The organism is Pseudoalteromonas sp. OOF1S-7, from assembly GCF_022347765.1.
Lineage (GTDB): Bacteria > Pseudomonadota > Gammaproteobacteria > Enterobacterales > Alteromonadaceae > Pseudoalteromonas.
This window is the reverse complement of record NZ_JAKRFZ010000010.1, coordinates 113,450-137,747: the sequence shown is the minus strand read 5'-3', so window position 1 is coordinate 137,747 and position 24,298 is coordinate 113,450. Positions and strand designations below refer to the sequence as shown.

At 48.4% G+C, this 24,298-nt stretch carries 22 protein-coding genes; 9 read left to right on the top strand and 13 right to left on the bottom strand.

Annotation, left to right across the window (positions count from 1 at the left end):
* Positions 1-234 precede the first annotated feature (234 nt).
* Both MHN33_RS15315 and raiA read left to right on the top strand, forming a co-directional pair.
* Positions 235-2,349: a YjbH domain-containing protein gene (locus tag MHN33_RS15315; protein ID WP_239398991.1), complete on the top strand. Its 2,115-nt coding sequence runs from the start codon at positions 235-237 to the stop codon at positions 2,347-2,349.
* A gap of 207 nt (positions 2,350-2,556) precedes the next feature.
* A complete protein-coding gene (gene raiA / locus MHN33_RS15310; RefSeq protein WP_239398989.1) occupies positions 2,557-2,913 on the top strand; it encodes a ribosome-associated translation inhibitor RaiA in 357 nt (118 codons plus the stop codon).
* Positions 2,914-2,963: 50 nt separating this feature from the next.
* On the opposite strand, the gene trmL is transcribed toward raiA, so the two are convergent.
* Positions 2,964-3,428: a tRNA (uridine(34)/cytosine(34)/5-carboxymethylaminomethyluridine(34)-2'-O)-methyltransferase TrmL gene (trmL, locus tag MHN33_RS15305; RefSeq protein ID WP_239398986.1), complete on the bottom strand. Its 465-nt coding sequence runs from the start codon at positions 3,426-3,428 to the stop codon at positions 2,964-2,966.
* A gap of 194 nt (positions 3,429-3,622) precedes the next feature.
* Here trmL and MHN33_RS15300 point away from each other — a divergent pair, with 194 nt between their 5' ends.
* Positions 3,623-4,513 carry a cation diffusion facilitator family transporter gene (locus tag MHN33_RS15300; RefSeq protein ID WP_343224846.1) on the top strand — a complete coding sequence of 297 codons (891 nt, stop codon included), beginning with the start codon at positions 3,623-3,625 and terminating at the stop codon, positions 4,511-4,513.
* Here the strand turns inward: MHN33_RS15300 and MHN33_RS15295 are convergent.
* Genes MHN33_RS15295 through MHN33_RS15285 form a run of 3 tightly spaced genes read right to left on the bottom strand, consistent with a single transcriptional unit; the run spans position 4,474 to position 7,541 of the window.
* A complete protein-coding gene (locus tag MHN33_RS15295) occupies positions 4,474-5,484 on the bottom strand; it encodes an alpha/beta hydrolase (RefSeq protein WP_239398984.1) in 1,011 nt (336 codons plus the stop codon). The genes MHN33_RS15300 and MHN33_RS15295 overlap by 40 nt on opposite strands.
* A complete protein-coding gene (locus MHN33_RS15290) occupies positions 5,474-6,823 on the bottom strand; it encodes an ATP-binding protein (protein WP_239398981.1) in 1,350 nt (449 codons plus the stop codon). Before MHN33_RS15290 ends, MHN33_RS15295 begins: the two co-directional genes overlap by 11 nt.
* Positions 6,824-6,854: 31 nt before the next feature.
* Positions 6,855-7,541, bottom strand: a complete 687-nt coding sequence (locus MHN33_RS15285) for a response regulator transcription factor (RefSeq protein WP_239398979.1) — start codon at positions 7,539-7,541, stop codon at positions 6,855-6,857.
* A gap of 208 nt (positions 7,542-7,749) precedes the next feature.
* Between MHN33_RS15285 and MHN33_RS15280 the strand changes: the two genes are divergently transcribed.
* Positions 7,750-8,259 carry a Spy/CpxP family protein refolding chaperone gene (locus tag MHN33_RS15280; RefSeq protein ID WP_239398976.1) on the top strand — a complete coding sequence of 170 codons (510 nt, stop codon included), beginning with the start codon at positions 7,750-7,752 and terminating at the stop codon, positions 8,257-8,259.
* A gap of 60 nt (positions 8,260-8,319) precedes the next feature.
* Here MHN33_RS15280 and yacG read toward each other — a convergent pair whose 3' ends face one another.
* From yacG to nadC, 7 genes are all read right to left on the bottom strand, one after another.
* Complete coding sequence (gene yacG / locus MHN33_RS15275) at positions 8,320-8,562, bottom strand: DNA gyrase inhibitor YacG (RefSeq protein WP_010383557.1); 243 nt, start codon at positions 8,560-8,562, stop codon at positions 8,320-8,322.
* Positions 8,563-8,633: 71 nt separating this feature from the next.
* Positions 8,634-10,310, bottom strand: a complete 1,677-nt coding sequence (gene pilB / locus MHN33_RS15270; protein WP_239398974.1) for a type IV-A pilus assembly ATPase PilB — start codon at positions 10,308-10,310, stop codon at positions 8,634-8,636.
* A 108-nt stretch (positions 10,311-10,418) separates the two neighbouring features.
* Complete coding sequence (gene coaE, locus MHN33_RS15265) at positions 10,419-11,030, bottom strand: dephospho-CoA kinase (RefSeq protein ID WP_239398971.1); 612 nt, start codon at positions 11,028-11,030, stop codon at positions 10,419-10,421.
* A gap of 4 nt (positions 11,031-11,034) precedes the next feature.
* Complete coding sequence (locus MHN33_RS15260) at positions 11,035-11,910, bottom strand: A24 family peptidase (RefSeq protein WP_239398969.1); 876 nt, start codon at positions 11,908-11,910, stop codon at positions 11,035-11,037.
* A 19-nt stretch (positions 11,911-11,929) separates the two neighbouring features.
* Positions 11,930-13,162: a type II secretion system F family protein gene (locus tag MHN33_RS15255; RefSeq protein ID WP_239398967.1), complete on the bottom strand. Its 1,233-nt coding sequence runs from the start codon at positions 13,160-13,162 to the stop codon at positions 11,930-11,932.
* Between the two features lie 54 nt (positions 13,163-13,216).
* Positions 13,217-13,672 (bottom strand): prepilin-type N-terminal cleavage/methylation domain-containing protein, encoded by a 456-nt coding sequence (locus MHN33_RS23895; RefSeq protein ID WP_275442833.1) that lies wholly within the window; start codon positions 13,670-13,672, stop codon positions 13,217-13,219.
* A 399-nt stretch (positions 13,673-14,071) separates the two neighbouring features.
* Positions 14,072-14,911, bottom strand: coding sequence for a carboxylating nicotinate-nucleotide diphosphorylase (gene nadC / locus MHN33_RS15245; protein WP_239398965.1), 840 nt, complete (start codon positions 14,909-14,911; stop codon positions 14,072-14,074).
* Positions 14,912-15,100: 189 nt separating this feature from the next.
* Here nadC and ampD point away from each other — a divergent pair, with 189 nt between their 5' ends.
* Together ampD and ampE are read left to right on the top strand one after the other, a co-directional pair.
* Positions 15,101-15,637, top strand: coding sequence for a 1,6-anhydro-N-acetylmuramyl-L-alanine amidase AmpD (gene ampD, locus MHN33_RS15240; protein WP_239398963.1), 537 nt, complete (start codon positions 15,101-15,103; stop codon positions 15,635-15,637).
* Between the two features lie 11 nt (positions 15,638-15,648).
* Positions 15,649-16,533: a beta-lactamase regulator AmpE gene (gene ampE, locus MHN33_RS15235; RefSeq protein WP_239398961.1), complete on the top strand. Its 885-nt coding sequence runs from the start codon at positions 15,649-15,651 to the stop codon at positions 16,531-16,533.
* A gap of 44 nt (positions 16,534-16,577) precedes the next feature.
* Here the strand turns inward: ampE and MHN33_RS15230 are convergent, their stop codons facing one another.
* Entirely contained in the window at positions 16,578-19,082 is a 2,505-nt protein-coding gene (locus MHN33_RS15230) for a PilZ domain-containing protein (protein ID WP_239398958.1), read from the bottom strand.
* A gap of 136 nt (positions 19,083-19,218) precedes the next feature.
* Between MHN33_RS15230 and radA the strand changes: the two genes are divergently transcribed.
* Positions 19,219-20,589: a DNA repair protein RadA gene (gene radA / locus MHN33_RS15225; protein WP_239398956.1), complete on the top strand. Its 1,371-nt coding sequence runs from the start codon at positions 19,219-19,221 to the stop codon at positions 20,587-20,589.
* A 14-nt stretch (positions 20,590-20,603) separates the two neighbouring features.
* On the top strand, positions 20,604-21,521 hold the full coding sequence (locus tag MHN33_RS15220) for a hypothetical protein (protein WP_239398953.1): 918 nt from the start codon (positions 20,604-20,606) through the stop codon (positions 21,519-21,521).
* Between the two features lie 61 nt (positions 21,522-21,582).
* On the opposite strand, the gene MHN33_RS15215 is transcribed toward MHN33_RS15220, so the two are convergent.
* Positions 21,583-22,920, bottom strand: coding sequence for a peptidoglycan DD-metalloendopeptidase family protein (locus MHN33_RS15215; protein WP_239398951.1), 1,338 nt, complete (start codon positions 22,918-22,920; stop codon positions 21,583-21,585).
* Between the two features lie 162 nt (positions 22,921-23,082).
* Between MHN33_RS15215 and tyrS the strand changes: the two genes are divergently transcribed.
* A complete protein-coding gene (gene tyrS / locus MHN33_RS15210) occupies positions 23,083-24,282 on the top strand; it encodes a tyrosine--tRNA ligase (RefSeq protein ID WP_239399140.1) in 1,200 nt (399 codons plus the stop codon).
* Positions 24,283-24,298 lie beyond the last annotated feature (16 nt).

Genomic DNA, 24,298 nt, shown 5'->3' with positions numbered 1-24,298 from the left:
AGATAATTTGCAGTGGTTTTGGTTGTACTACCACACTTGAAACAAGTTGCCTGTAAACTTGCATGCTGGAAACCTAAATAGGGAAGCGCTCTCGCAAACAGTGCATTTTAAACAGGCTCTTAGCCTCTCTGTATAGCGCTTATCTGTGCTGAATTATGCTGCTTCCAATCACAGTCAAAGGTATACTTGACACAAATCTTATAATAAATTTAACAGTTTAATCGGATATTAACTATGCCCAAACTCCCCACAATAATCGCTGGAAGTCTGATAACGTTCTCGCTGCCGATTGCAGCGACAGAGGCACCACAAAATCACAGAAACTTTGCTGGGTTTACAGGTATTATTAACACTCCAACGGCTGGTGTGCTAGACAGAGGTGTTATTGACTTTGGTTACAATAATCAGCTGGACTTTGACGGCGAGCGTATGACGGATGGATACAACTACGTCTTTTCAGCAGGGTTATGGTCAGGACTGGAAGTAAGTGGCTTAATTGCTGCAAATACGATGCATGACAACTTTTTCCATCCGGATGTTAAGGCGCAAGAGCGTATCCGCGATTTATCTTTCAACGCCAAATATTCACTGACGATGATCCCTGAGGACTGGTTTGACTTAGCGATCGGTGCGAAAGATATTGGTGGTTCAGTAAACAAGTACGAAACCTACTTTGCGGTTGCATCAAAAAGCTGGCGGGATTTTCGGTTTTCGGCAGGTGTGGCATCGAGTAAGCATGAAACCGGTATGATGGATGGCGTTTTTGCTGGTGTGGAGTGGCAACCTCTTGAATGGTTCGCACTACAACTTGAGCACGATGCTGAGGCAGTCAATGCCGCTGCGAGACTGATAGTGCCGAGTAACTGGCTGTACGATCTGGGAACGCTAACGCTGACAAGTCGCTTCTACAGCAATACAGATAACAGCGATGAAGATACTTATGTGGGTATCAACTTCTCTATGCCGCTATCTGAGCAGGCTAAAAGTAATTATCAGGAGATTAAGGCTGCACCAGACAATGCTGCTGTTATGGCGCAGGTATCTCAGCGTCAGATCATGCAAACACCTTCGCAGCAATCTAAACCAATAAGTGATTCAGAGCCTAAACCGGCTCCGCCACGAGGAGAGGTGAGCAAAGATTTAAACGCTGAAGTGCGGGCTTTAAAACAGGCTTTAGTCAGAGACGGGTTTGAGAATGTGCAGGTTGGTCTGAATCGTGAGCCAAGTATTATCGTGCAGTTTGAAAACCCGGTGTTTAACCGTAATGACCTTGATGCAATTGGTGTTGTGCTGGGACGGGTCGCACAATACATTAGCGATGAGTCAGCGCAGTTTGTGGTGCAATTAGGTAAGCATGACATCCCATTGCTGGCATTGTCTGGCAAAGTTGCTAACTATAGGCAGTTTATTACTCAGGGAAGTGCACCAGGTTTAACCATTCGCCAAGGTGCGATGGATATCCCGGGCGGCGTTGCTTGGATAGGTGATGGAAAAGCCAATAGTCCGTATTTCAAACCACGCCTGACAATTGGGCCTGCTTTGAGCTCCACATACGCGACTGAACTGGGGGTTTATGATTTCTCGTTAGCATTGAGAGCGGACCTGGAGATCCCTGTTTGGCGTGGTGCGGGTATTAACATTACCGCGCAAACAGTGGTTGCAGATACGGAAGATTTTGAACCAGGCGATACGTTTGAATCACGCCGCGAGCGAAATGGTTTGGAACGTGCTGTTTTCTACCAAACATTTGACCTGCCTTTCGGTTTTTACAACCAAACTCAGGTTGGATTATTCCGAGAATACTATGACTATACCGGGCTGATAAATGAGACGGCCTGGGTGAGCCCTTCTGGTCGCCATAAGCTTTACAACAACTACGGTTTCTTTGACTACGAAGACTTTGATGGTGATCGTGATTACCATGTGATGGGGTATCAGTATCACTGGGTTGAGCAGGACATTACATTCCATGTCTCAGGGGGAGAGTTCTGGCGAAATGATAAAGGCATGAAAGTGGAGACCAAATTCTGGTTTGGTGATAGCTATGTGTCGCTGTATGCCTATGATACAGATGTACAGGTTGCTGGCGTATCATTTAGTATTCCATTGACTCCCAGAAAGGACATGAATGTATCTAAGTATGGTCAGCTGAAAGGTAACCAGGCATGGCGTCATGGTGTTAGTACGCGTATCAGCGATGATACCAACGCACTGGTATACAAAAAAGCATATGTCCCGGAAACATCAATCAGCCTGGATCGTACATATCTTAATCAGGGGCGGTTGTCTGGCAGCTATGTGTTTGCAAATCTCGCCAGATTACGTGAAGCATATCTGACATACAAATAATACCAGGGAGCGCCAGGTTGCTAACGTATACAATCTGGCGCATGTTCAGACCCGCCGCCCCTTTGTACACTTTATCTGCAACACATCGCTGGTTGTGATCTATCACAAATAAATTCAGTTTGATGACAAAAATCTGAAATTTATGCTTGAGAATTGTGTCTTTCGCTCCAATACTTAGTTATAGGTAAACAACAAAAGGGAGCGCTTATGAAAATTAACCTTTCAGGCCACCATGTAGATATGACAGAAGCCGTAAAGCAACACGTTGATGAAAAGTTTGCCAAAGTCGCTAATCACTTCCCGTCGCTGTTGTCGATAGATGTCATAGTCAGTAAGGAACACAAGAAATTTTATACTGAGATCAACACAAATTATTCAGGAGCCCGGATATCCGTAAGAGGAGAAGATGACGTCATGTATCCGGCTATCGCAAGTGCCGCTAAAAAGTTAGATGCAGCACTGAAACACAGAAAAGGCCAGCTAAAGGCTAACAAACACGAAAAACCTGTGAGCACGACCCCACCGATCGCCCATGAGATCATTCAGGAAATGAACCTGAATTAGCAGTACAGACAACGAAGCCACCTAAGCGGTGGCTTCATTCGTAAAATGATTCACACAGCCCCTTCAAAGCCCATCTGACGCCAGGATTCATAGACGAAAACCGACACCGCATTAGACAAGTTCATGCTTCTGCTGTCCGGTCGCATTGGGATCCGCAGGCGTTGCTCAGGTGGTAAAGAGAAAATGAGCTCTTCGGGCAAGCCACGTGTTTCGGGGCCAAACAACAGGCAATCTCCGCTCTGGTAGTCTGGCTCATGGTGATAGCGCGTTCCTTTTGTGGTACAGGCAAATACCCGCTTTGGTTTACGTGTTTCCAAATAGGCATCCAGAGAGGGGTAGCGTTTTACCTCACTAAATTCATGATAATCCAGACCGGCACGCCTGACGCGTTTATCATCCCAGTCAAAGCCCAGAGGCTCAATAAGGTGCAATGAAAATCCGGTGTTTGCGCACAGGCGAATAATGTTGCCCGTGTTGGGGGGAATTTCAGGTTGATACAATACAATGTCTAACATGGCAAACCTCAAAATAATATTGCCCGCAGTATAGCGCATCCAGCATATAGGCCAAAAGCGATGGTGATATTTGGCCAGTTGAAGCAGAACTGTCTGTCTAACTATTCAAACCAATGTCACTAATTTTTCATTTTCATGACTTACAATATAAGATAAGCCTAACCCGGAGTTTAACGAGGTTGTAGAGGTAATAGGTGACCCATAATTATGACTTTTTAGTTCGATTTTCCAGTATCTTCACGCTGGTTATGGCGGCGCTGATGATAGTGGCGAAGGCCTGGGCATGGCTGGCATCCGGCAGCGCGGCGATGCTGGGCTCTCTCACAGATTCCCTGCTCGATGTCAGTGCATCCATGATGAGTTTTTTGGTGTTGAGCTATGCGCTTCGCCCTGCTGATGACGACCATCGCTTCGGCCATGGTAAGGCAGAGGCATTGGCTGGGCTCGGGCAGGCCGCGTTTATTGCAGGCTCGGCTTGTTTATTGACATTTCATGGTATCGAGCGCTTATTTAATCCGGTGACCATTCAGCACAGCCTGCTGGGTGTCTGGGTTAGTTTGTTTGCAGTCGCCTGTACATTTGCGGTGGTGGCTGTACAGCATCAGGTTGTGAAACGTACCCAGTCGATCGCTATCAAAGCCGACTCCTTACACTACAAGGGGGATATTCTCCTTAATCTGGCTGTGCTGACGGCCTTGTTGCTGAGCCACTGGCAGGTGCAGCACGCGGATGCTTTATTTGCCATAGGGGTTGCAGCTTACTTACTCTATAACTGCTGGGAAATAGCCCGGGAGAGCGCGGATCACCTGATGGACAAAGAGTTACCCGATGAAGAAAAAACCGAGATTATCTTGCTGGCGTCCAGCCATGAAGAGGTTTATGGGGTACACGACCTGAGGACCAGGCAAAGTGGCAAAGTGAAGTTTGTACAACTGCACCTGGAACTGGATGACCATATTCCGCTGGCCCGTGCACATCAGATCAGTGATGAAGTAGTGGCCCATATTAAAGCGGCGTTTGAGTCGGAAATGGATATTCTGATCCATCAGGATCCGGTGTCGCTGGCAGTATCACCGGCCACATAGTCCGATGAAGAGGGGGTTGTTGCAGCGTCCTGGCTGATGAGCTGGTGGGCAAACGCATAAAACTGCTTCAGCACAGCCCGTCTGATTGAGTCCACCTCACACAGTAGCTCATGCTTGCCCGGGTAATGGTGTAGCTGGCAAGCGGCGTTATTGGCCGCAAAATGTGCATGTGCGGCGGAGCAAACAATGCTGTCGTGTTGTGCGCTGGCAATGCTCAGTGGCAGATCAATACGTTGCTGTGTCATGCTGTGTGTAGATCCCAGTGCCTGCTGTAGCCAGCGAAAACTCACTCCTCCCAGCTGTAATCCGGGATGCTGTTGATACAATTGCCTGAACAGCGAATAGCGCTGCTCACAGTGTGTCAGCTCATTGTCAGCAAAAGCTTTTGGCAGGTAATCCGCCTGACCGATGGCATAACGTTGTCCCAGCCCCAGTGTACAGGCTGTTGTGGCAATCCCCTGAGCAAGCCAGGCCGGGTAGGGCGCTGTGTTAATCGCAAACATGGGGGCGCTGAGAAAGGCCCCAACGACAGGACTGCTGTAACGTGTGAGGTAATCACAGGTGACAGCACCGCCCATAGAGTGCGCCAGAATAACGCTTTGCCCGCGCCACTGAGGTAAGACGACCTGATTGACGAAAGCATCAAGACAATCACCATACTGTGCGAAACGTTCAATATAGCCGATGTGTAAGTTAGCAAGTAGGCGGCCAGACAGGCCCTGACCAGGATGATCATAGGTAAAAACGGCAATCTGATTGCGGCTTAACTCCCAGATCAACTCCTGATACTTGTGTGCCGATTCTATCCGGCCATTGATCAACAGGACGGCAAACCGCGCTCGCTCGGGGATATGGCAGGCATAAAAAAGCGGTCCGACTGGGCTGTCAAAGGTGCCTTTTTTGCACTCTTGCCAGTGCGTTTCTATCTGCGCTAGATTATTGTGTAAGTGCTTACTTTCGCTATAAAACATGCTTGTCTATTGGCAGCTCTACGGTGACACGCAGACCACGGTGATTACTAAACTGAATACGGCCATGATGCACTTTTATGGCATGTTGCGCAATTGCCAGTCCCAGGCCAAATCCGCCTGAGCCTGCGAGCCCCTCTGGCGTGCGTGCCTCTGAAGCTCTGAAAAAAGGAATGCAGAGTTTTTCCAGCATGGCGTCGCTGACTCCCGGCCCATCATCACAAATCGTCACGGCCAGCCGGTTATTGTCGCACTGCGCATTCAGGGTAACTTGTTTGTTTGCGTACTTTATGGCGTTACGCAATATGTTCTCAAACGCGCGACCAAGTAGCATGTCATCCACCATCAGGGTAAGGTCGGGTAACGTTTCCCAGTTAACCTCTTTGCCCAGTTGCTGGCTCTCAAAGCTGGCATCGTCAAGGATGGGGCCAAGTAAATCAGCCAGTGATATTGCATGCAGACTCACTTGCTGTTGCTGAGATTCCAGCCGGGACAGTTGCAAAATATCACTCAGCATCTGTTCAAGCAGATGTGCTTCTTTCTCGACTCTTTGCAGGTAAGGCATAAGCGGCTCAGGTGCTTTATCACTGGCAATCCCATTTGCCATCTGCAGGCGAGTAAGTGGGGATCTGAGCTCATGCGATATATCCGCCAGCAAACGCTTTTGTTGTGTGACATGTGCCTGCAGGTGACCGGCCATCAGGTCAAAGTCTTTACCCAATTGCCCTAACTCGTCCTGGCGTGCGGCATCGATGTTTGCTCGGGTATCCAGTTTACCTTGTGCCAGTGCAGAGGCGGCCAGTTGCAGCTGCTTTACGGGCTTTAGTAAGCCGCGCGTAAACCACAGACTAAAGCCAAAACTGGCTAGTATCAGGATGAGTATCTTCGCCCAGACTGGCAGCAACCTGATCTTTGTCAGAACTTGAGGGTCGCGGTGGTCCATCAACTGAAAAAGCTGGTACGGCTCGCCCCGTAGCCGAATATCTATTGGCCCATAAGCGCGATATTGCTCGGTGTCGACAACCTGTGCTGGAGCGTTGGTGGTAAAATTCAGTAAAGACAAGTCCCATGCCTGCAAGGCAGGGTGGCTCAGTATATTTTGCTGATCGTCGCTGTGACGTAAGTAAATTTTTGGCCCATGACTGCGATGACGACCTGGTAATAAGGTCGCCAGCGGCTGGCCTGGGCGGTTTTCGACCCGGCGCTCCAGTGTACGTTGCAGGTGATGCAGATTCTTCAGCATTGGCGGGCTGATCTGGCGAGTTTCCAGTATGCCGGGTTGTAACAGACTGACACTCATTAGCAGCATTAAAGTGGCGGCAATGGTTCCCCAAAACCACATAAAAACTTTTATTAGTAAGTACTTCCTCATTCTATGCCTTAAGGAAAATATAGCCTGAGCCGCGTAAAGTTTTGATATAAGTGTGCGAACTATATTGCGCAATTTTCTTTCGCACATTGCTGACATGCATATCAACCGATCTATCATAGGGAGCCAGAGGGCGCCCCAGTACAGTTTGCGATAGAGTTTGCTTGGTAACAGTCTGGCCTGCTGACTTTACCAACTGGTACAGCATTTCGTATTCCGTTCCGGTTAATGGCAACGGTGTGCCTTTGATGTTGGCGGTTCGAGAAGGCAGATCTAAGACCAGATCGTGATATTTGAAACTCGGCGCTACTGTACTGTGAAGCAGGTGTGCGACACGGCGAGTGATGGCTTTGATCCTCGCCAGTAGCTCTCTGTGGTTAAAGGGTTTAGGAATATAGTCATCTGCGCCCAGTTCAAGGCCAAAAATGCGATCAAAGTCATCGCCCTTGGCCGTTAGCATAATCACCGGTGTCATTTTTTTCGTACGTAATGCTTTGAGTACTTCAAAGCCGTCTAGTTGGGGTAGCATCACATCCAACAGGATCACATCAAACTCTCTGGTTAACGCCATATCCAGCCCTTCCGGGCCGGTATAAGCCGTATAGACTTTACATCCTTCGCCCTGCAAATAGTCTTGCAAAAGTTCACATAGGCCCCGATCATCGTCGATTATCAGTACATTCGCACTCATACGGTTACTCAGTCTCTGTTCCTGCTTCTATCTTACCTTACTATAGAAGTAAGGTGACTGACTTTACACTTCTTTACGCTCAGGATGTTATGCGGGATCTCAGAATGTGTGGGGGCTGACACAGCGCTTGACAAAACTTTACACAGTCTTGACGTTGCTTTGCTCAGGCGTTGCTAAAGTTGAACTCAACTTAACAGGAGACGCTATTATGAATACCCACACTAAGACAAACGTTCGCCACACATTAAAAGCACTATTCCTGGCTGCAGTGATGGCTGGCAGCCCCGTCGTATTGGCAGAGACTGATGCGCAACAAACACCTGCACAGAATGCGGGTATGAAGCCGATGAAAAGCATGGGCCATATGCTGCTATCAAAGCGTGCAGTAAAGCATCTGGGTCTGACCCAAAGCCAGCAGGATGAGTTAAAAAGTCTTTTTGACGCGCAGCGTGAGCAGGTGAAAAGCTTGCGCGGTGACAAAGGCAAAGGTGAGCACCATGAGGCGTTTAAATCATTGATTGAGGCAGAACAATTCGACAAAGCACAGGCACAATTGTTGCTGGAGCAATTTCAGCCACAGAAGCGTGAAATGATGCTTATCCGACTGGAAACACAGCACAAGGTATATCATATTTTAACTGAAGAGCAGCGCGCCAAACTCAAGCAGCTGCGTCACAAGCGCATGGCCAAAAAGCACCATCAACACCAGTCATCCTGAAAGACGCTCCAGCAAGGGTAAAGCACGGCAAATCGCCGGGCTTCCCTGTGGCACGGCGACTTATTCTTTAAAAAAACTATCGTCGTTTTTAGCCAGCATTGCTTCCAGATCCTCCACCATATCCCGGGCTGCTTCCGGAGACAGATCCGCACTGTTGAGTGGTGTTGAGATTTTATTGTTCTCTTCTGACCACTCACCTAAGTCTATAAGCTGACAGCGTTTAGAACAAAATGGACGATGTGGGCTTTGTGCCGACCAGACAACTGCGGCCTGGCAGGTAGGGCATTTTACAGAAACAGGCATAAGCACCTCTGTATGACTAATTTCCCTCATTGTACTGTGTGGTGGCCAGGCAGTCACTGGCCCCAGAGCAATTAGTAGCTAGTTACCCGGTTGACCTCTGCCAGAGATGTGATCCCATCTGCAGCTTTTTTCAATCCAGACTGACGCAGATTAGCAAAGCCCTGGCTTGCGGCGAGCTCGGCAATTTCCAGTGAATTACCGCCTTCCATAATCGCATGCGATATTTCGGGTGTGATCTTCATCACTTCATATATACCGACCCGACCTTTATAGCCGTCCGTACAGTGGTCACACCCCTTTGGGGCATAGAGGGTCATATTCTGAACTTGCTCTGCACTAAAGCCCTGGCGTTGTAGCTCTTCTGCTGGTAGTTGCTCTGGCTCTTTGCATTTAGGGCATAATCGACGGGCAAGGCGCTGAGCGATGATCAGGCTGACTGAGCTGGCCACGTTATAGGCTGGCACCCCCATATTGAGTAATCGGGTCAATGTTTCCGAGGCTGAGTTGGTATGCAAAGTACTCATCACCAGGTGGCCGGTTTGTGCCGCTTTGATGGCGATTTCAGCCGTTTCCAGATCGCGGATCTCACCCACCATCACGACATCGGGGTCCTGACGCAGGAATGCCCGCAATGCATTGGCAAAGGTCATGTCTGCTTTGGTGTTGATCTGAACCTGATTAATGCCTTCCAGGTTGATCTCCACCGGATCTTCTGCGGTGCTGATGTTACGCTCTGGTTTATTGAGTATGTTCAGACCGGTATAAAGCGATACCGTTTTACCTGAACCGGTTGGTCCGGTGACCAGGATCATCCCTTGTGGCTGGTCGAGTGCATTAAGGTACATACTTTTTTGCTCTGCTTCATAACCCAGAGCTTCAATCCCCAGCTTGGCGGCTGATGAATCTAGGATCCGCATTACGATTTTTTCACCCCACATGGTTGGCAGGGTACTGACACGAAAATCGATGCTTTTGCGCTCCGAAATTTTTAGCTTGATCCGGCCATCCTGTGGCTTGCGCTTTTCTGCGATATCAAGGTGAGACATGACCTTGATACGGGCCGACAAGCGGCTGGATAAAGCATGAGGTGGGCTGGCCATTTCGTGCAACAAGCCATCGATGCGAAAGCGCACCCGATATTTCTTTTCATAAGGTTCAAAATGGAGGTCAGAAGCGCCTTTTTTGATCGCATCCATAAGGATCTTATTGATATACACGATGATAGGGGCATCGTCTTTTTCTTCATCGTTGTTTTGTGCTTTGGGTTCGTCTTCGACATCCAGGCTGGCAAACTCTTTAAATTCGTCCTCGCTCAGGCTGAGGCTGCTATTATCGTCAAAGAGTTGATCAATCTTCTGATCGAGTAGTTTATAGTCTACAACGACTACTTCACATTGCAGGCCTGTGCTGAACTCAAAGTTCTCGAAGGCTCCATAGTCGGTCGGATCTGAGGTCGCAATAAAGAGTTTGCGATCTTTTTTTACCAACGGCAATAAATGGTGCTGACGGATCAGTTTTTCTTTAACAAGCTCTTTGGGAACCTGGGTGATGTCAAAGCCGCTCAGATCAAAATAGGGTACCCTGAACAAGTCAAGGCACTGTTCGGCCATCTCCTGGCTGCTCATGCCACTACACAGACAAATGAGTTCAGCCGTTGAGTGGGCATCGGCTTGTTTGGCTTTGACCTGCTCGGCAGTGAGTTTGCCAAGGGTAATAAACTTTCTCAGTAATGGCGAGTGATGTTCCATAATGCTCTTAAGACTTCAACGAGTTACACTAAATGTAGCAAAGAATGCTTCGATCCGGGTAGCGAATTGGCAGCAAACCAGGCTTTGTTCGAACGAGTGCGGCACGTATTAAGCATGATGTGCCTCAGCAAGCTGTAAAAAGGTCTGATGTAAGGTAGCAAGCTGTGCTTGCATTGCGTCAAGGGGTTGGTTGTTGTTAAGAATAAAGTCGGCTTTTGCGCGTTTATCGGCTCTGCTCATTTGTGCTGCAATGATCTGCTCAACCTGCTGCTGGTGGGCATTGTCTCGCGCGCAGGTGCGCGCTACTTGCACTTCAACAGGCACATCGACGAGTAGAGTTTTATCACAGTATTTATCCAGCCCGTTTTCAAATAACAAAGGTGCCGACAAGATCACATAATGGCTGTCAGCGTGCGCCAGTTGTGCCAGTAGTCGGGTACGGATCAGCGGGTGCAGTAAGTTGTTCAGCCAGTGTTTCTTATCTTTGTCAGCAAAGATGATACCGCGCAGCGCCTGGCGATCTAAGGTGCCGTCATCAGTTAAAATTTGCTTTCCAAAGTAAGCCACAATGGCATTTAGTCCATTGCTGCCAGGCTCGACTACCTCTCTTGCGACAACATCGGCATCCACAACACAGATCCCTAATTTGTTTAGATGGTCGGACACTGTGGTTTTGCCGGCACCAATACCGCCGGTTAAGCCTAAGATCCAGTTGGCCATGGGACTATGCTCCTAACAACGAAAGATACCAGCGACTCAATTGTTCACCATATAACAGCGTCAGCCATCCGGCAATGGCAAGGTAAGGACCAAAGGGGATTGGGGTCGCCTTGTCTTTGCCCTGCACGGCCAGTTGCGTTGCACCAATGACGGCGCCAACCACACTGGATAGCAAGACAATAATGAGCAGTGACTGCCAGCCCATCAGCGCACCAAAGACTGCCAGCAGTTTAAAGTCGCCAAAGCCCATGCCCTCTTTTCCGGTAAGTAGCTTAAACGCCCAGTAAATACTCCACAGACTCAGATAACCAACGGCTGCACCTAAGATGGCCTCAGAAGGGGGAATAGTGATACCCGCGACGGCGGCCAGCAGTGCAAACCAGAGTAATGGTAAGGTGAGCTGATCGGGCAGCAGCATATGGTCAATATCGATAAAGATCAGAGCTATCAGTACCCAGGTCACCAGCAAATACACCAGTGCCTGTGGGGTGGCGGAGAAATGCCAGGCCAGCCAGAGTGACGCTGCGCCTGTCAACAGCTCAACGAGCGGATAACGTTTTGCAATGGGGGTTTGGCAGTAAGCGCATTTGCCCCCCAGAAATACCCAGCTGAGTAGCGGAATATTGTGCTGGAATTTAATTTTGCTGTTGCACTTGGGGCAGGTTGAGCCCGGTGTCATCAGGTTGAGCGTGGCAGGATCAGGTTGCTGGGGAGGCTGCTCCAGAATGACCCGGCATTCTGTCTGCCAGTTGCGCTGCATCATGACAGGCAAGCGGTAGATCACAACGTTCAAAAAGCTGCCAATACACAGGCTGGTTAGTGCGACAGTCAGCAGCCAAAACCAGGTTTGCTGCTCCATAAGGTGCCAAACTTCTTGCATAATAATGTCTTTGTTATTGTTAAATGACGGTGCCGAGCTGGAATATAGGTAAATACATAGCAACAATCAAGCCACCAACCAGCACGCCCAGAATTACCATGATCATAGGTTCAAGTAATGAAGACAGCCCATCGACTGCATCATCTACTTCCTGCTCATAAATACTGGCCACTTTTGCCAGCATGCTGTCGAGTGCACCAGATTCTTCGCCAATGGACACCATTTGTACCACCATATCTGGAAAGATCTTAGCGTTGCGCATGGCCCAGTTCATTTGGTTACCTGAGCTGACCTCACCTTTAATGTCCAAAATGGCATTTTTATAAATGATATTGCCTGAGGCACCGGCCGCTGATTCCAGTGCATTCACCAAAGGGACGCCTGCCGCAAAAGTGGTTGATAAAGTTCTGGCGTAGCGCGCAACGGCCGCTTTTTTCAGGATCTCGCCAATAGCTGGGATCTGCAGCACCATGCGGTCATTAAAGTGACGCACTGCGGCGCTGCGTTGCAGGGCTTCTTTATAAGCATACCCGGCACCGCCAAGTCCAATCAGGAATAGCCACCAGTACTCCTGCATAAATTCAGAAATACCCAGTACCATCAGGGTAAAGCCTGGCAACTCAGCACCGAACCCGGTGAAAATTTCTTCAAATTGGGGAACAACAAAGATCAATAAGATGGAGGTTACGATCAGGGCGACGGAAAGTACCGCAATAGGATAAAACATCGCTTTCTTAATCTTGGATTTAAGTGCTTCGGCTTTTTCTTTATACAGAGCAACCCGGTCAAAGATACGGTCCAATGCACCTGACTGTTCACCCGATTCAACCAGATCGCAATATAACTCGTCGAAATATCTGGGGTGGCTACGCAGTGATTTGGCCAGTGGCTGACCGGCTTTCACTTCATCGGCGATGTGCGTAATAAGCTTGCTGAGGCTTTTGTTCTTGGCCCCTGACGCTATCATATCCAATGCCTGAACCAAGGCCACGCCAGCTGTCAGCATAGTGGCAATTTGCCGGGTGACGACCGCAATGTCTTTGGGCGTGATTTTTTGTGTACTACTTAACCCGAACAAGGGTTTAGGTTTGCGCTTTACTTTAGAGGGCGTGATCCCCTGCTTGCGCAATTGTGCTTTGACCAGGGCCACACTGGTACCAGTGAGCTCGCCCTGAAGACGTTTACCACGAGCACTTACGCCGACCCAGATAAAGGTATCGACTTTGGCAGAGTTTTTGTCGGGTTGATTCATAAGATTTGAAAGCAAAGAGGGAGCCAGGCTCCCTCATATGATTGTGCTCTGTTATTAAGGTGTTGTCACAGTGCACGTTGCTGGTAGCCACGCCGCTTTAACTGCGTCATCTACCGTTGCTGTACATTGCCACTCAGAGATTGTGAAGCCAGCTGCAAAGTTAGCATCTGTCGCTGCTGCGTTACCGTTAAACGGCGTTACGACGACGTCAACGCCAGCCATGTCATTTTGTCCATCAATTTGGATTGCGCCGTCAGCTGTTACGACTACGCTGGCAACCATTTCTGTGGCATCAACGCCAGTCGCACAGTTGTCTGGATCGCCACCAACCTGAGATACTTCAGTTACACACGCTTTTGGCATGGTTGAAGCGGCCATCAGCTCAGAGCCTTTAGCACGGTTGATGTAATCCTGGTATGCCGGCAGGGCAACGGCAGCAAGAATACCTATGATTGCGATTACAATCATTAATTCGATAAGGGTAAAACCACCCTGTTGTCTTTGCGTCATGATGTGTCTCCTAAGGGATGTTAGACCCGATGCCAGCAACCACTCACACCAGGGGTTTATTAAATCTTGTGCTATTCGTATTCAGACCCAGTATAGGCCTTTATTCCTATAATAAATTTGTTGTAAATCAAAGCGGATAATCATTCTTTTTGAGTAGTCCAGTATACTGGAATTGCTCCACCAGTTTACGACAATAAGATTGCAATTCTGGTATTTTCCCGCCTTATTCTAGTCATAATATATGACTGAATTTGTTACATGTACTGTTAACACAACAAGTTAGTATAGGATTGAGAAAACGTATTATTTAGCTGCTAATTCTTTGTTCGTATTAAAAAGTGTTTTCTCATTCTTGTCAACGAAGCGGCTTTGTATTTTCTTACAAAGCCGTTACACCTGTTACTCGAAGCGCATAGACAAGTCTATACTCTGCAGGTGTTTCGTCAACGCACCACTTGAAATGTAGTCAACGCCAGCTTGCGCATAGGTTGCCAGTTTATCTAAGGTCATGTTACCCGAGACCTCCAGCTTAGCTCTACCGGCAGTTTGTTTAACGGCAATTTGAATGTCTTCAACGGTAAAGTTGTCGAGCATAATGATATCTGTGCCAGCATCGAGCGCCTGTTGCAGTTCATCCAGGCTTTCTACTTCCACTTCTACGGGCTTATCGGGGTGGTTCTGCCTGGCTTGTGCAACCGCGTTAGCAATGCCACCACAGGCCGCAATGTGGTTCTCTTTAATCAGAAAAGCATCAAACAATCCAATACGGTGGTTTTTGCCTCCCCCACAGGTCACTGCATATTTCTGTAATGCGCGCAGACCTGGAATGGTTTTACGGGTGTCCAGTAATTGCGTACTGGTATTGGCAAGTGCTGCCACATAATGGGCAGTGGAGGTGGCAGTCCCTGACAGGGTTTGTACAAAGTTCAGAGCAGTGCGTTCTGCGGTGAGGATCGCCCGGGCGCTTCCCGTCGCTTCAAAAATGCGCTGGTTTGGCTGTAGTGTATCGCCGTCTTCAACCAGGACATTCACCTTAACACTGGGATCAACCTGTCTGAATACCTCAAGGATCAAGTCTTTACCACAAAACACGCAGGCTTCTCGAGTGATCACATAGGCGTTTGCCTGTTGCGAGGCAGGGATCAGGGCAGCGGTAATATCACCATCGGTTGCGCTTTGATTATTCAGGTCTTCATCAAGTGCCAGCTTAACCAGCTGGGGGATCTGTTCATTTAACATGGGCTATCTTGGCTTTGCTATTCAATAACCTAATTCTACTGTGTTACGCCAGTTAATGACAATCTCGTTATCACAGGTAAAAACGGCATATTTTGCGAAGGTCCATAGAGGTGTCAAAATAACATAGTGAAAGTATGCCAAACTTGCTAAGGTAATAGCACAGCTAGACAGGCCTAAGTATTTCTATTTATGCAGTTAAATTGGTATCCCGGTGTACAGAAACGGCGCTCCCCCCACTACAATGAGCGTCCCTCAGGGTGTACCCCCTCATTACTGGTGGTGCACTGTATCTCGTTGCCGGCTGGCGAGTACAGCGGCAATTACATTGATGATTTATTTATGGGAACTTTAGACTGTCAGGCTCACTCCAGTTTTGATTCCCTGCGTGGTGTGAGGGTATCGGCACATTGTCTGATCCGTCGTGACGGCACCATTGTTCAATATGTGCCGTTCGATAAGCGGGCGTGGCACGCCGGGGTATCGGAGTTTGCGGGGCAAGACAACTGCAATGATTTTAGTATCGGTGTGGAGCTGGAAGGGACAGACACGACATCGTACACTGAAATACAGTATCAGGCTCTGGCTCAGCTCACACTCTGGTTGCAGCAACAGCTCCCGTCATTGACCGAGGAGCGTATTGTTGGTCACAGTGATATTGCCCCAGGTCGCAAGTATGACCCGGGGGTAGGGTTCGATTGGGACAAATATTTTGCATTGATAAGATAAGAGTAACGGACATGATGTTAATTTCTATCATAATTGCTTTAGTGATCGAGCGCCTGGGTGCCCGTTCAGAACATTGGCAGATTGACTTCTATTTAGGTAAATACCTGGCCTGGAGCAAAAAACAGCTCAGTGATAAGGGCCTGTTTTGTTCTGATCTTGGGGTAATGATTTGGTTAGTGCTGCCTACTGTACTGGTGGCGGTAGTGTACCATCTTTCAGACTTTGTGTTATTTCAGCTGATACTCAATGTATTGATCTTGTTGGTTTGCTTTGGCTGTGGTCGGTATCGCCGCCTGTATAAAGGTTATCTTAATGCATTAACGCGAGGTGACTCGGAAGCGGTCACCCTGTATGCGTTGCAAATGGGACAGGAGCGGACTGAAACAGAGCAAAATGGCGAAACGTTTGGGCAAACTTTGGTCTGGATTAATTTCCAGCATTACTGTGCGGTGATGTTTTGGTTTGTGGTGTTGGGCGCGCCTGGCGCCGTACTCTATGCAAGCGCACGCTACCTGGTTTCGACGCTTACTGAGCGCCAGGAAGATGAACTGCCGGCCCAGGTGAGTCTGATGCGCAGTCTGCTTGGCGCGCACACGCAACGATTCTCCAGGTTACTATTCTGGCTTGACTGGTTGCCTGCCAGGGTAGCCAGTTTTGGTTATCTGATCATAGGTAATTTTACTCAGGGCACCGGATGTTGGTTAAAATACTTGCTGGACTTTGATACCCCAAACAGGCAGGTGGTAAGTGATATTGCACTGGCCGCGGAGCAGATAGAGCAGCAATTTTTTGGCTGTACCTATGAAGCGACCTGCATGATGCGCCTGGTCAAGCGTAACATCCTGTTCTTTTTGGTACTGACAGCGCTGCTGACTTTGTTTGGTGGTCTGAGTTAACTGAAAAACACCTGACAGGTTGAGGGAACTTGCCTGTCAGGAGATTATGAACCCGGCTGAGTGGTCAGCCAGGCGCGTCTGCGCTCAAGCATGGCATCCAGCTGACTATGATCAACATCCAACGTGGGCAGAAGCTGCTCTGTCACTTCAATCAGATCGCATACACCTGCGACATTCCACAGTGCCTCTTCAAGCCCCTTTGCCTTGTGTATTGCATAGTGGCTGACGTATCTCAGCTCGTTGGCCAGGTGATCCATATCAGGACGGCCAGTTTTGGAGATATAAAGATGAAATACAAACAGTAATTCTTTTTTAAGTGCCCGCTTAATAAACAAAAACAATGGATCCAGTGACTCCCCGGCGGCAACACACTGACTTTTCAGTGCCTCTTTGAGCGTTTGGGCTTGAGGGTCAAAACGTAGGAAAACCGTATATTGCAAAGGCTTGTCCTGACGTGACTGTTTACGCAGCCGTTCACTCAGATACTCGCCAATGAAATCGCTGGGCAGTAATCCATGGGGCTGAACATATTCCTGATTGTTATGGTGGATCAGTTCAGTGAGTAAAATCTTGTGTAGTGTGGTGGGATAGAGTCCCTGGCCAATCGCACCAATTTTAAAGTGGGCTGCAGCTTTGTGCAGATAAAGAGGAAACTGGCAAATACTTTTTGTCACCATATTGCGCAGTGCATGTGACAGACCTGGGATCCTGGGGGCTTCTTCGCAGGGTTGCAGTTTATTCTTATTGTTTTCAATCAGGACCTTAAAGAAGGTAATGGCAGTATGTTGCATGTTGCTGAGAATATTGACCTTCAGGTTGATGATGGTCTTTGCTTTGTTGAGTGCCATAACTTCATATCTGAGCTTGGTCAGGTTATGTTGCTTGGTAATTTTTTGCAGCTCGGGCAGGTCGAGGTGCACGATATCACCTTTTTCCAGTGTGGCCGGCTCGTCCAGTGCCACCTGCAAGCCCATGACGGAAAAGTCCCGGGTATGGCCATGCAGTGCCTGACCATTCTCCATAACAACAGTCACAGCGGTCTTATACAGGTAGCGTTTGTGCGAGCGCAGATTGACATATTCAAGTGCAACGACTTCCAGTGGCGGTGGCACTTTGGCTTTGCCATGGCCAAACTGCTTAATCAGGTTAACCTGTTCTTTTGGGTATTGTTGTGTCTGGTAATAAGCCGTTTGCTGCTCCGTGGTGATATCGCTGAGTGTCATCAGATATTTGACGTTCTCAATCAAGCCCTGCACTCTGGGGGTTGGACGCTTATTCAGTTTCTCGATATTTTTTCCTGCGCTGGAAGGCAAAGACAGGGGAATAAAGGCATCTTCATGGTGGCTGGGCATTAGCTGAACTTTAAAGATCCGCCAGCTGTCTTTCTGACTGCCAAACCCCATAAATAATTGCTGCAACTCGATTGATTTTTTGAGTTCCCAGTCAAACGCCGAGTAAAAATAAATCTTCCCATTTTTGCCATGGGTGAAGGTGTAACAATAGGCTTCTTTCACAGCCTCCGGACGCTGAAGCAGCGTATCCAGGCGTTGCTGGTTGAAGACACTGTACAAAGAAGAGGTTTTGCGTTCATCCTCAAAATAATAGTTGATATACGCGTTATTTTCATTAGTCAGTACCATACTTGGGTAGAGCATGGTTTTAGCCTGACTAAAAAACACGAACAACGAATTTACCCGGGGCAGGTAATATTGCTCGTAACCCTTACATACGACCGCATCCATGGTGTTGTCCAGGTTAATCTTATAACGTCGTTTATTGCCGTGGATAAAGCTTTGCAGAAAATCATCAAAGCCGCTGTTGTTTTCCACAAAAGTACGCTTCAGGCGAATATGGTTGTATTCATTAGAGACGGGGTCGACGGCGACCACTTCGTACTGGATCCCGCTTTTCAGGCCAAGTTCAAAATCCTGTTCCAGACCAACTAAGCGCAGTGACACCAGATCGCCTTTGTGTAAATGGTAGTTGGGTGCCAGTTTTATTTTAGCGCCACTGAGGGAGATGTCAGACGTGCTGGCGTTGGCAAGCCGCTGGTTACCAAATTCGACCGTGATCTTGATGGAGTAATTCATTCGCTCTTCTATACGACTTTCGTAAGAAGCAAAGCGAATGTATTGGGTTGCCTGAGAGACATCTAGCCTGGGTGTATCGTCACTTTGCTGCTGAGCAGCTTGTTTCTGCATTACCTTAAAGTTATTGTCGGTGTTCATTACCGCTTCGTAAACGGCTAAGGTATAGCCGCCATAACGCGCTACCTCTTGCTCAAATACCCGGATCGCAACATCATCCATAAAGTGCTGCTTGCCCTCATGTTCATAAGGTTTAACCTGACCTGAAACCTGACCACGCAGATCGATAAAGCGCGCAACAGGTTGCGACAGGCGGGTCATTTCCATTTTCAGCAGAAACTGGTCTGGCTTACTAAGCTGTGCCGTTTTTTGCTTGAAGATAAAGTCAAAATTAGGATCGCCGAGATCAATCTTTAATTCATCTATTAAGTCTTGGTATTGTTGTAATTTATCTTCAGCCATAGGTACACATTTTAAATCAGCAGATCTTACCCGGTTATTGTTTCAGCCTTTGCCAAATTTATGTCAGTATTAACGCTTACTGTTGAACTAAGCTTAATTGAGTTTTAAATTAAGCAATAACTATGCCTTGATTTTTATGGGAAAAAAGAAAACCGCATTTGTCTGTAGTGATTGTGGAGCGGAATTTGCTCGATGGCAAGGGCAATGTTCTGAATGTAAAGCCTGGAATACGATTACTGAGTTCAGAGTCCCCTCTGTGAAAGCTGCACCACGTGCCGGAACGATGGCCGGGTATGCCGGTGTTGTGGAGGCCAAGGTCCAGACCCTGGACGAAGTTAACCTCGAATCTTTGCCTAGATTTTCCACTGGATTCAAAGAGTTCGACCGCGTGCTCGGCGGTGGCGTGGTGCCGGGAAGTGCTATTTTGATTGGCGGTGAGCCGGGAGCCGGTAAAAGTACCTTGTTGTTGCAGACCATGTGTTTACTGGCCGAATCTATGCCCACCTTGTATGTGACGGGTGAGGAGTCTTTGCAGCAAGTTGCTATGCGGGCAAAACGACTGAGCCTGCCAACGAACAAACTACGCACGTTGGCCGAAACCAATGTTGAAAGCATCTGCCAGCTGGCTTTACGTGAAAAGCCGGCCATTATGGTCATTGATTCAATTCAGGTGATGCACATGAGTGATGTGCAGTCCGCGCCTGGTAGTGTATCACAGGTCCGTGAAAGTGCCGCTTACCTGACCCGTTTTGCCAAGCAAAACCAGGTCGCGATTATCATGGTGGGGCACGTGACCAAAGACGGATCACTGGCGGGTCCCAAGGTACTGGAGCATTGTATCGACTGCTCTATTTTGCTTGAAGGGAGCAGCGACAGCCGGTTCAGAACCCTGCGTGGTAATAAAAACCGCTTTGGTGCGGTTAATGAACTTGGGGTCTTTGCCATGACAGGCCAGGGCCTGAAAGAGGTCAGTAATCCATCGGCTATTTTCCTTAATCGAGGTGAAGAGCAGACGCCCGGCTCTCTGGTGATGGTGATCTGGGAAGGCACTCGGCCTTTGCTGGTCGAAGTTCAGGCGCTGGTGGATTACTCTCAACTGGCGAATCCGCGTCGCGTCACGGTCGGTCTGGAACAAAATCGTCTGGCGATGCTACTTGCGGTACTACATCGTCATGGTGGACTACAAGTGGCGGATCAGGACGTGTTTGTGAACGTGGTTGGTGGTGTGAAAGTGTCTGAAACCAGTGCCGACTTAGCGTTGATCGCAGCTTTGGTGTCTAGTTTTAAAAACCACGCGCTGGAACGTCAAATGGTGGTATTTGGAGAAGTTGGTCTTGGTGGAGAGATCCGTCCGGTACCCAGTGGCCAGGAAAGACTACGGGAAGCCGCGAAACATGGCTTCAAACGTGCTATCGTACCAATCGCGAATAAACCAAAGGACGCCATTGAGGGAATGGAGGTGGTCGCCGTTGCCAGCCTCAGTGATGCGCTCGAAGCCTTGTTTTAAGGAAATCCACACAAATGAAAAAATCTACCATCATGCTGGCGTTAGGGGGTGCGATGTCAGCCGTTGTTGTTGGCGCACATCTCTACGCAAATCAGCAGGCAGAATTGGCGGTGCAGCAGCAGATCGCGCAATTTGCGGAGCAATCTGAACTGCTTATTGAGCATCAGGGATCATCCTATAATCTGTTTACTAACACTATCAAAGTGCAGTCTCTGGTGATCAAAGAAGCCACTGAACAGCAGACGCTGTTAAACATTGGTGAATTCAGCTTGCAGGGCTATGAAGCAGACAAAATCAGTGAGTTTACAGAGGTTAAACTAACCAATGTGACGCTGAGCCCGGTACTGGCAGCGGAGCTTGAGCAGCAAGCCGCCACTTTGGCTGATACCAGCTACGCGCTTACGTCATCCTTACGTTACAACCCGGACAGCGGCAACAGCGAGTTTAAATCGTCTGTTGAGGCGGCGGGTGTAGTAGGGCTCACATTTGATTTTGATCTGGGCAACAGTGCTGGGTTGATGACAACCTCGCTGGAGATGCAACAGCAGGGCACAGATATGACGCTGGAACAGGAGTTGCAAATGCAGAGCAAGCTTATTTCAGCGATTCAGTCGTTGCAGCCACAGCAGCTGACGTTTGCGGTTGCCGGGCAACCCGGGCTGGGCGCACTGGTTAATGAGTTGCTTGCCAACAAAGGATTGACTAAAGAGCAGTTCCAGCAAATGTTGTCAATGCAACTTATGCAGGTGCCTGTCTCTGATGAGGTCAAGCAGGGGCTTCGCGACTTTGCATCAGGTCTGAATGCATTAGAAGTCAATGTGTCTGTAGATGATGCAATGGACTTCAATGCATTTTCTCAGCAAGTGCAATCTCTGGCGGCCGATCCTGAGGGGCTGGAGAAATTCCTCAACTTGAAAGTAACAGGCTCTTAATCAGAGTCTGTGAACGTAAAAAGCCACCCGAAGGTGGCTTTTTTGTGGCACAGCGAACCGGCTAGTTATTCAGTGCCAGCATTAGCTCACGATTACGCTCCAGCTTTGCCAGCATCTGTTGTGCCAGCGGCTTAAAGGTTGCCAGCTCCGCTGCAGGTAAAGGTTGTGACTTTGGCAGCTTGACGGTACGCGGGTTACGATGCACCCCGTTGACCAGAAACTCATAGTGCAGGTGCGCACCAGTAACACGGCCGGTCGCGCCGACAGTACCAATCTTCTGGCCCTGTTTGACTTTCTGGCCTTGTTTAACATGCCGTTTGTGCAGATGCAGATACTTAGTCACATACTGACTACCATGCTGAATAAACACGTAATTACCATTGAGACGGTTATAGCCAGAGTTAATCACTTTACCATTACCCGCTGATACCACAGGTGTGCCGGTTCTGGCGGCATAGTCTATCCCTCTGTGTGCAGATACACGACCGGTGACTGGGTGCAGGCGGCGTGGATTAAAGTTGGAGCTGATATACTTGAAGTCGACGGGGGCACGCAAGAAAGCTTTCTTCATACTGCGGCCTTCCGGCGTGTAGAAGTCTCCGTCAGAGTGGCGCACAGCCGTGTAACGCTCGCCCTGATTAATAAACTCAGCGGCAATGATCTTACCTGTGCCAATCTCTTCGCCATCGACAAAGTGTGACTCGTAGATCAGGGTAAAGCGATCGCCCTTACGAATATCGTTGGCAAAGTCGACATCCCAGCCAAATATATGGGCAAAGTTCATGATCTGACGCTCAGACAGGCCCGCGGTAATACCCGCAGTCCAGAAGCTGGATTTGATCTCACCGCCCGCTGATTTTTCAACGGTGTCAATTTCTTTGCTCTCGATACGTGTGGCGTAATTGCCTTCATCTGTTCGGCTTACCAGCAGAGTATCGGTTTTAGACAACACATATTTCAGCTGCAGTAACTCGCCTTGCTCATCACTGGCAAAACTAAGCACTTCACCGGGATGGATCTTAGTAAGCTTACGTGTTTCGGCGTTGGTATTGACAAGCTTGTGAAGCGTTTGCGCTGAAAAACCGGCGCGTTTAAATATCACCGCCAGGCTGTCGCCATTGCGAATCTGGTGGTCGACGAAGTCATACTGGATCGACTCTGTGGAGAGAGGTTCTTCGATGACGGCTGGCGCTTCACTGAGTTCTGTCAGTTCGGGTTGCTGCTCACTGACATTCAGAGGTAACTCATAACGCTTGCCCACTTCGAGTGCGTCTTTGTCGTGATCTCGGGAGGCTGTTGCCTTCTCAGACGGAATGAGTGCAATAGCGACCATTGCTGACAGCAAGCCCAGGATCAGCAACTTGTGTTTTTTTGGGAGTTTGTGCACTGCATGTACCATAACGTGCCTTTTCCGCTGTCAAGAATTATTGCAAATAATAGTGCAGCATATACGTAATAATGCGCAAATACCAGTCTTTTATACATTTAAACTACCCCGAATATAAGCTAAAATCGGGCGATTAACTGATTAAATTGTTGGAGTGAGGTTGGCGTGACAACTGTGGATATAGAAACGGCATTGGCAGAGATAAAGCGCGGTGCTGAAGAAATTCTGATTGAAGAAGATTTAAAAGAAAGACTCAAGTCAGGTAAAAAATTGCGGATCAAAGCGGGTTTCGATCCAACAGCCCCGGATCTGCACTTGGGTCATACCGTCCTTATTAACAAGCTAAAGACTTTCCAAGACTTAGGTCATGAGGTGATTTTCCTGATCGGTGATTTCACTGGCATGATAGGCGACCCGACGGGTAAAAATGTCACCCGTAAACCGCTTACCCGTGAAGACGTACTGGCCAACGCTGAAACTTATAAAGAGCAGGTATTTAAGATCCTGGATCCGGCTAAAACCACAGTGGCGTTCAACTCCGAGTGGATGGAGAAATTAGGCAGCGCAGGCATGATCAAGCTTGCAGCGCGCCAAACGGTTGCGCGTATGCTCGAACGTGATGATTTCAAAAAGCGTTATGCTGGTGGCCAGTCAATTGCCATTCATGAGTTCCTTTATCCGTTGGTTCAGGGTTGGGATTCTGTGGCGTTGCAAGCGGATGTCGAACTTGGCGGGACCGATCAACGCTTTAACCTGTTGATGGGAAGAGAGTTACAAAAAGAAGAAGGTCAGAAGCCTCAAACTGTGCTGATGATGCCCTTGCTTGAAGGCACCGACGGCGTGCAGAAGATGTCTAAATCACTGGGTAACTACATTGGAATCACAGATGCGCCAAATGACATGTTTGGTAAAGTCATGTCGATTTCTGATGAGCTGATGTGGCGTTATTATGAGTTGTTGAGCGCTAAGTCACTGGAAGACATTGCCGGCCTTAAAGAAGAGGTGGCTGGCGGTCGCAACCCCAGAGACATCAAGATTGAATTTGCCAAAGAGATGATTGCCCGTTTCCATAGCGAAGCAGACGCAGAAGCAGCACACCAGGATTTTATCAAGCGTTTTCAGAAAAATGCCTTACCTGATGACATTCCTGAAGTAACCATCACTATTGCAGAGTCTGAGACTTTTATTACCAATGTACTCAAAGAAGCAGGCCTGGTAGCCAGTACCTCAGAAGCGATGCGGATGATTAAGCAAGGTGCGGTGAAACTCAATGGCGAAGAAAAAGTGACAGATTCTAAGCTCAGCGTTGAGAAGGGCTCTACAGCGATTTATCAGGTGGGTAAACGTAAGTTCGCTAAAATCAGTGTGGAATAATCGCCAGAGTTAATTT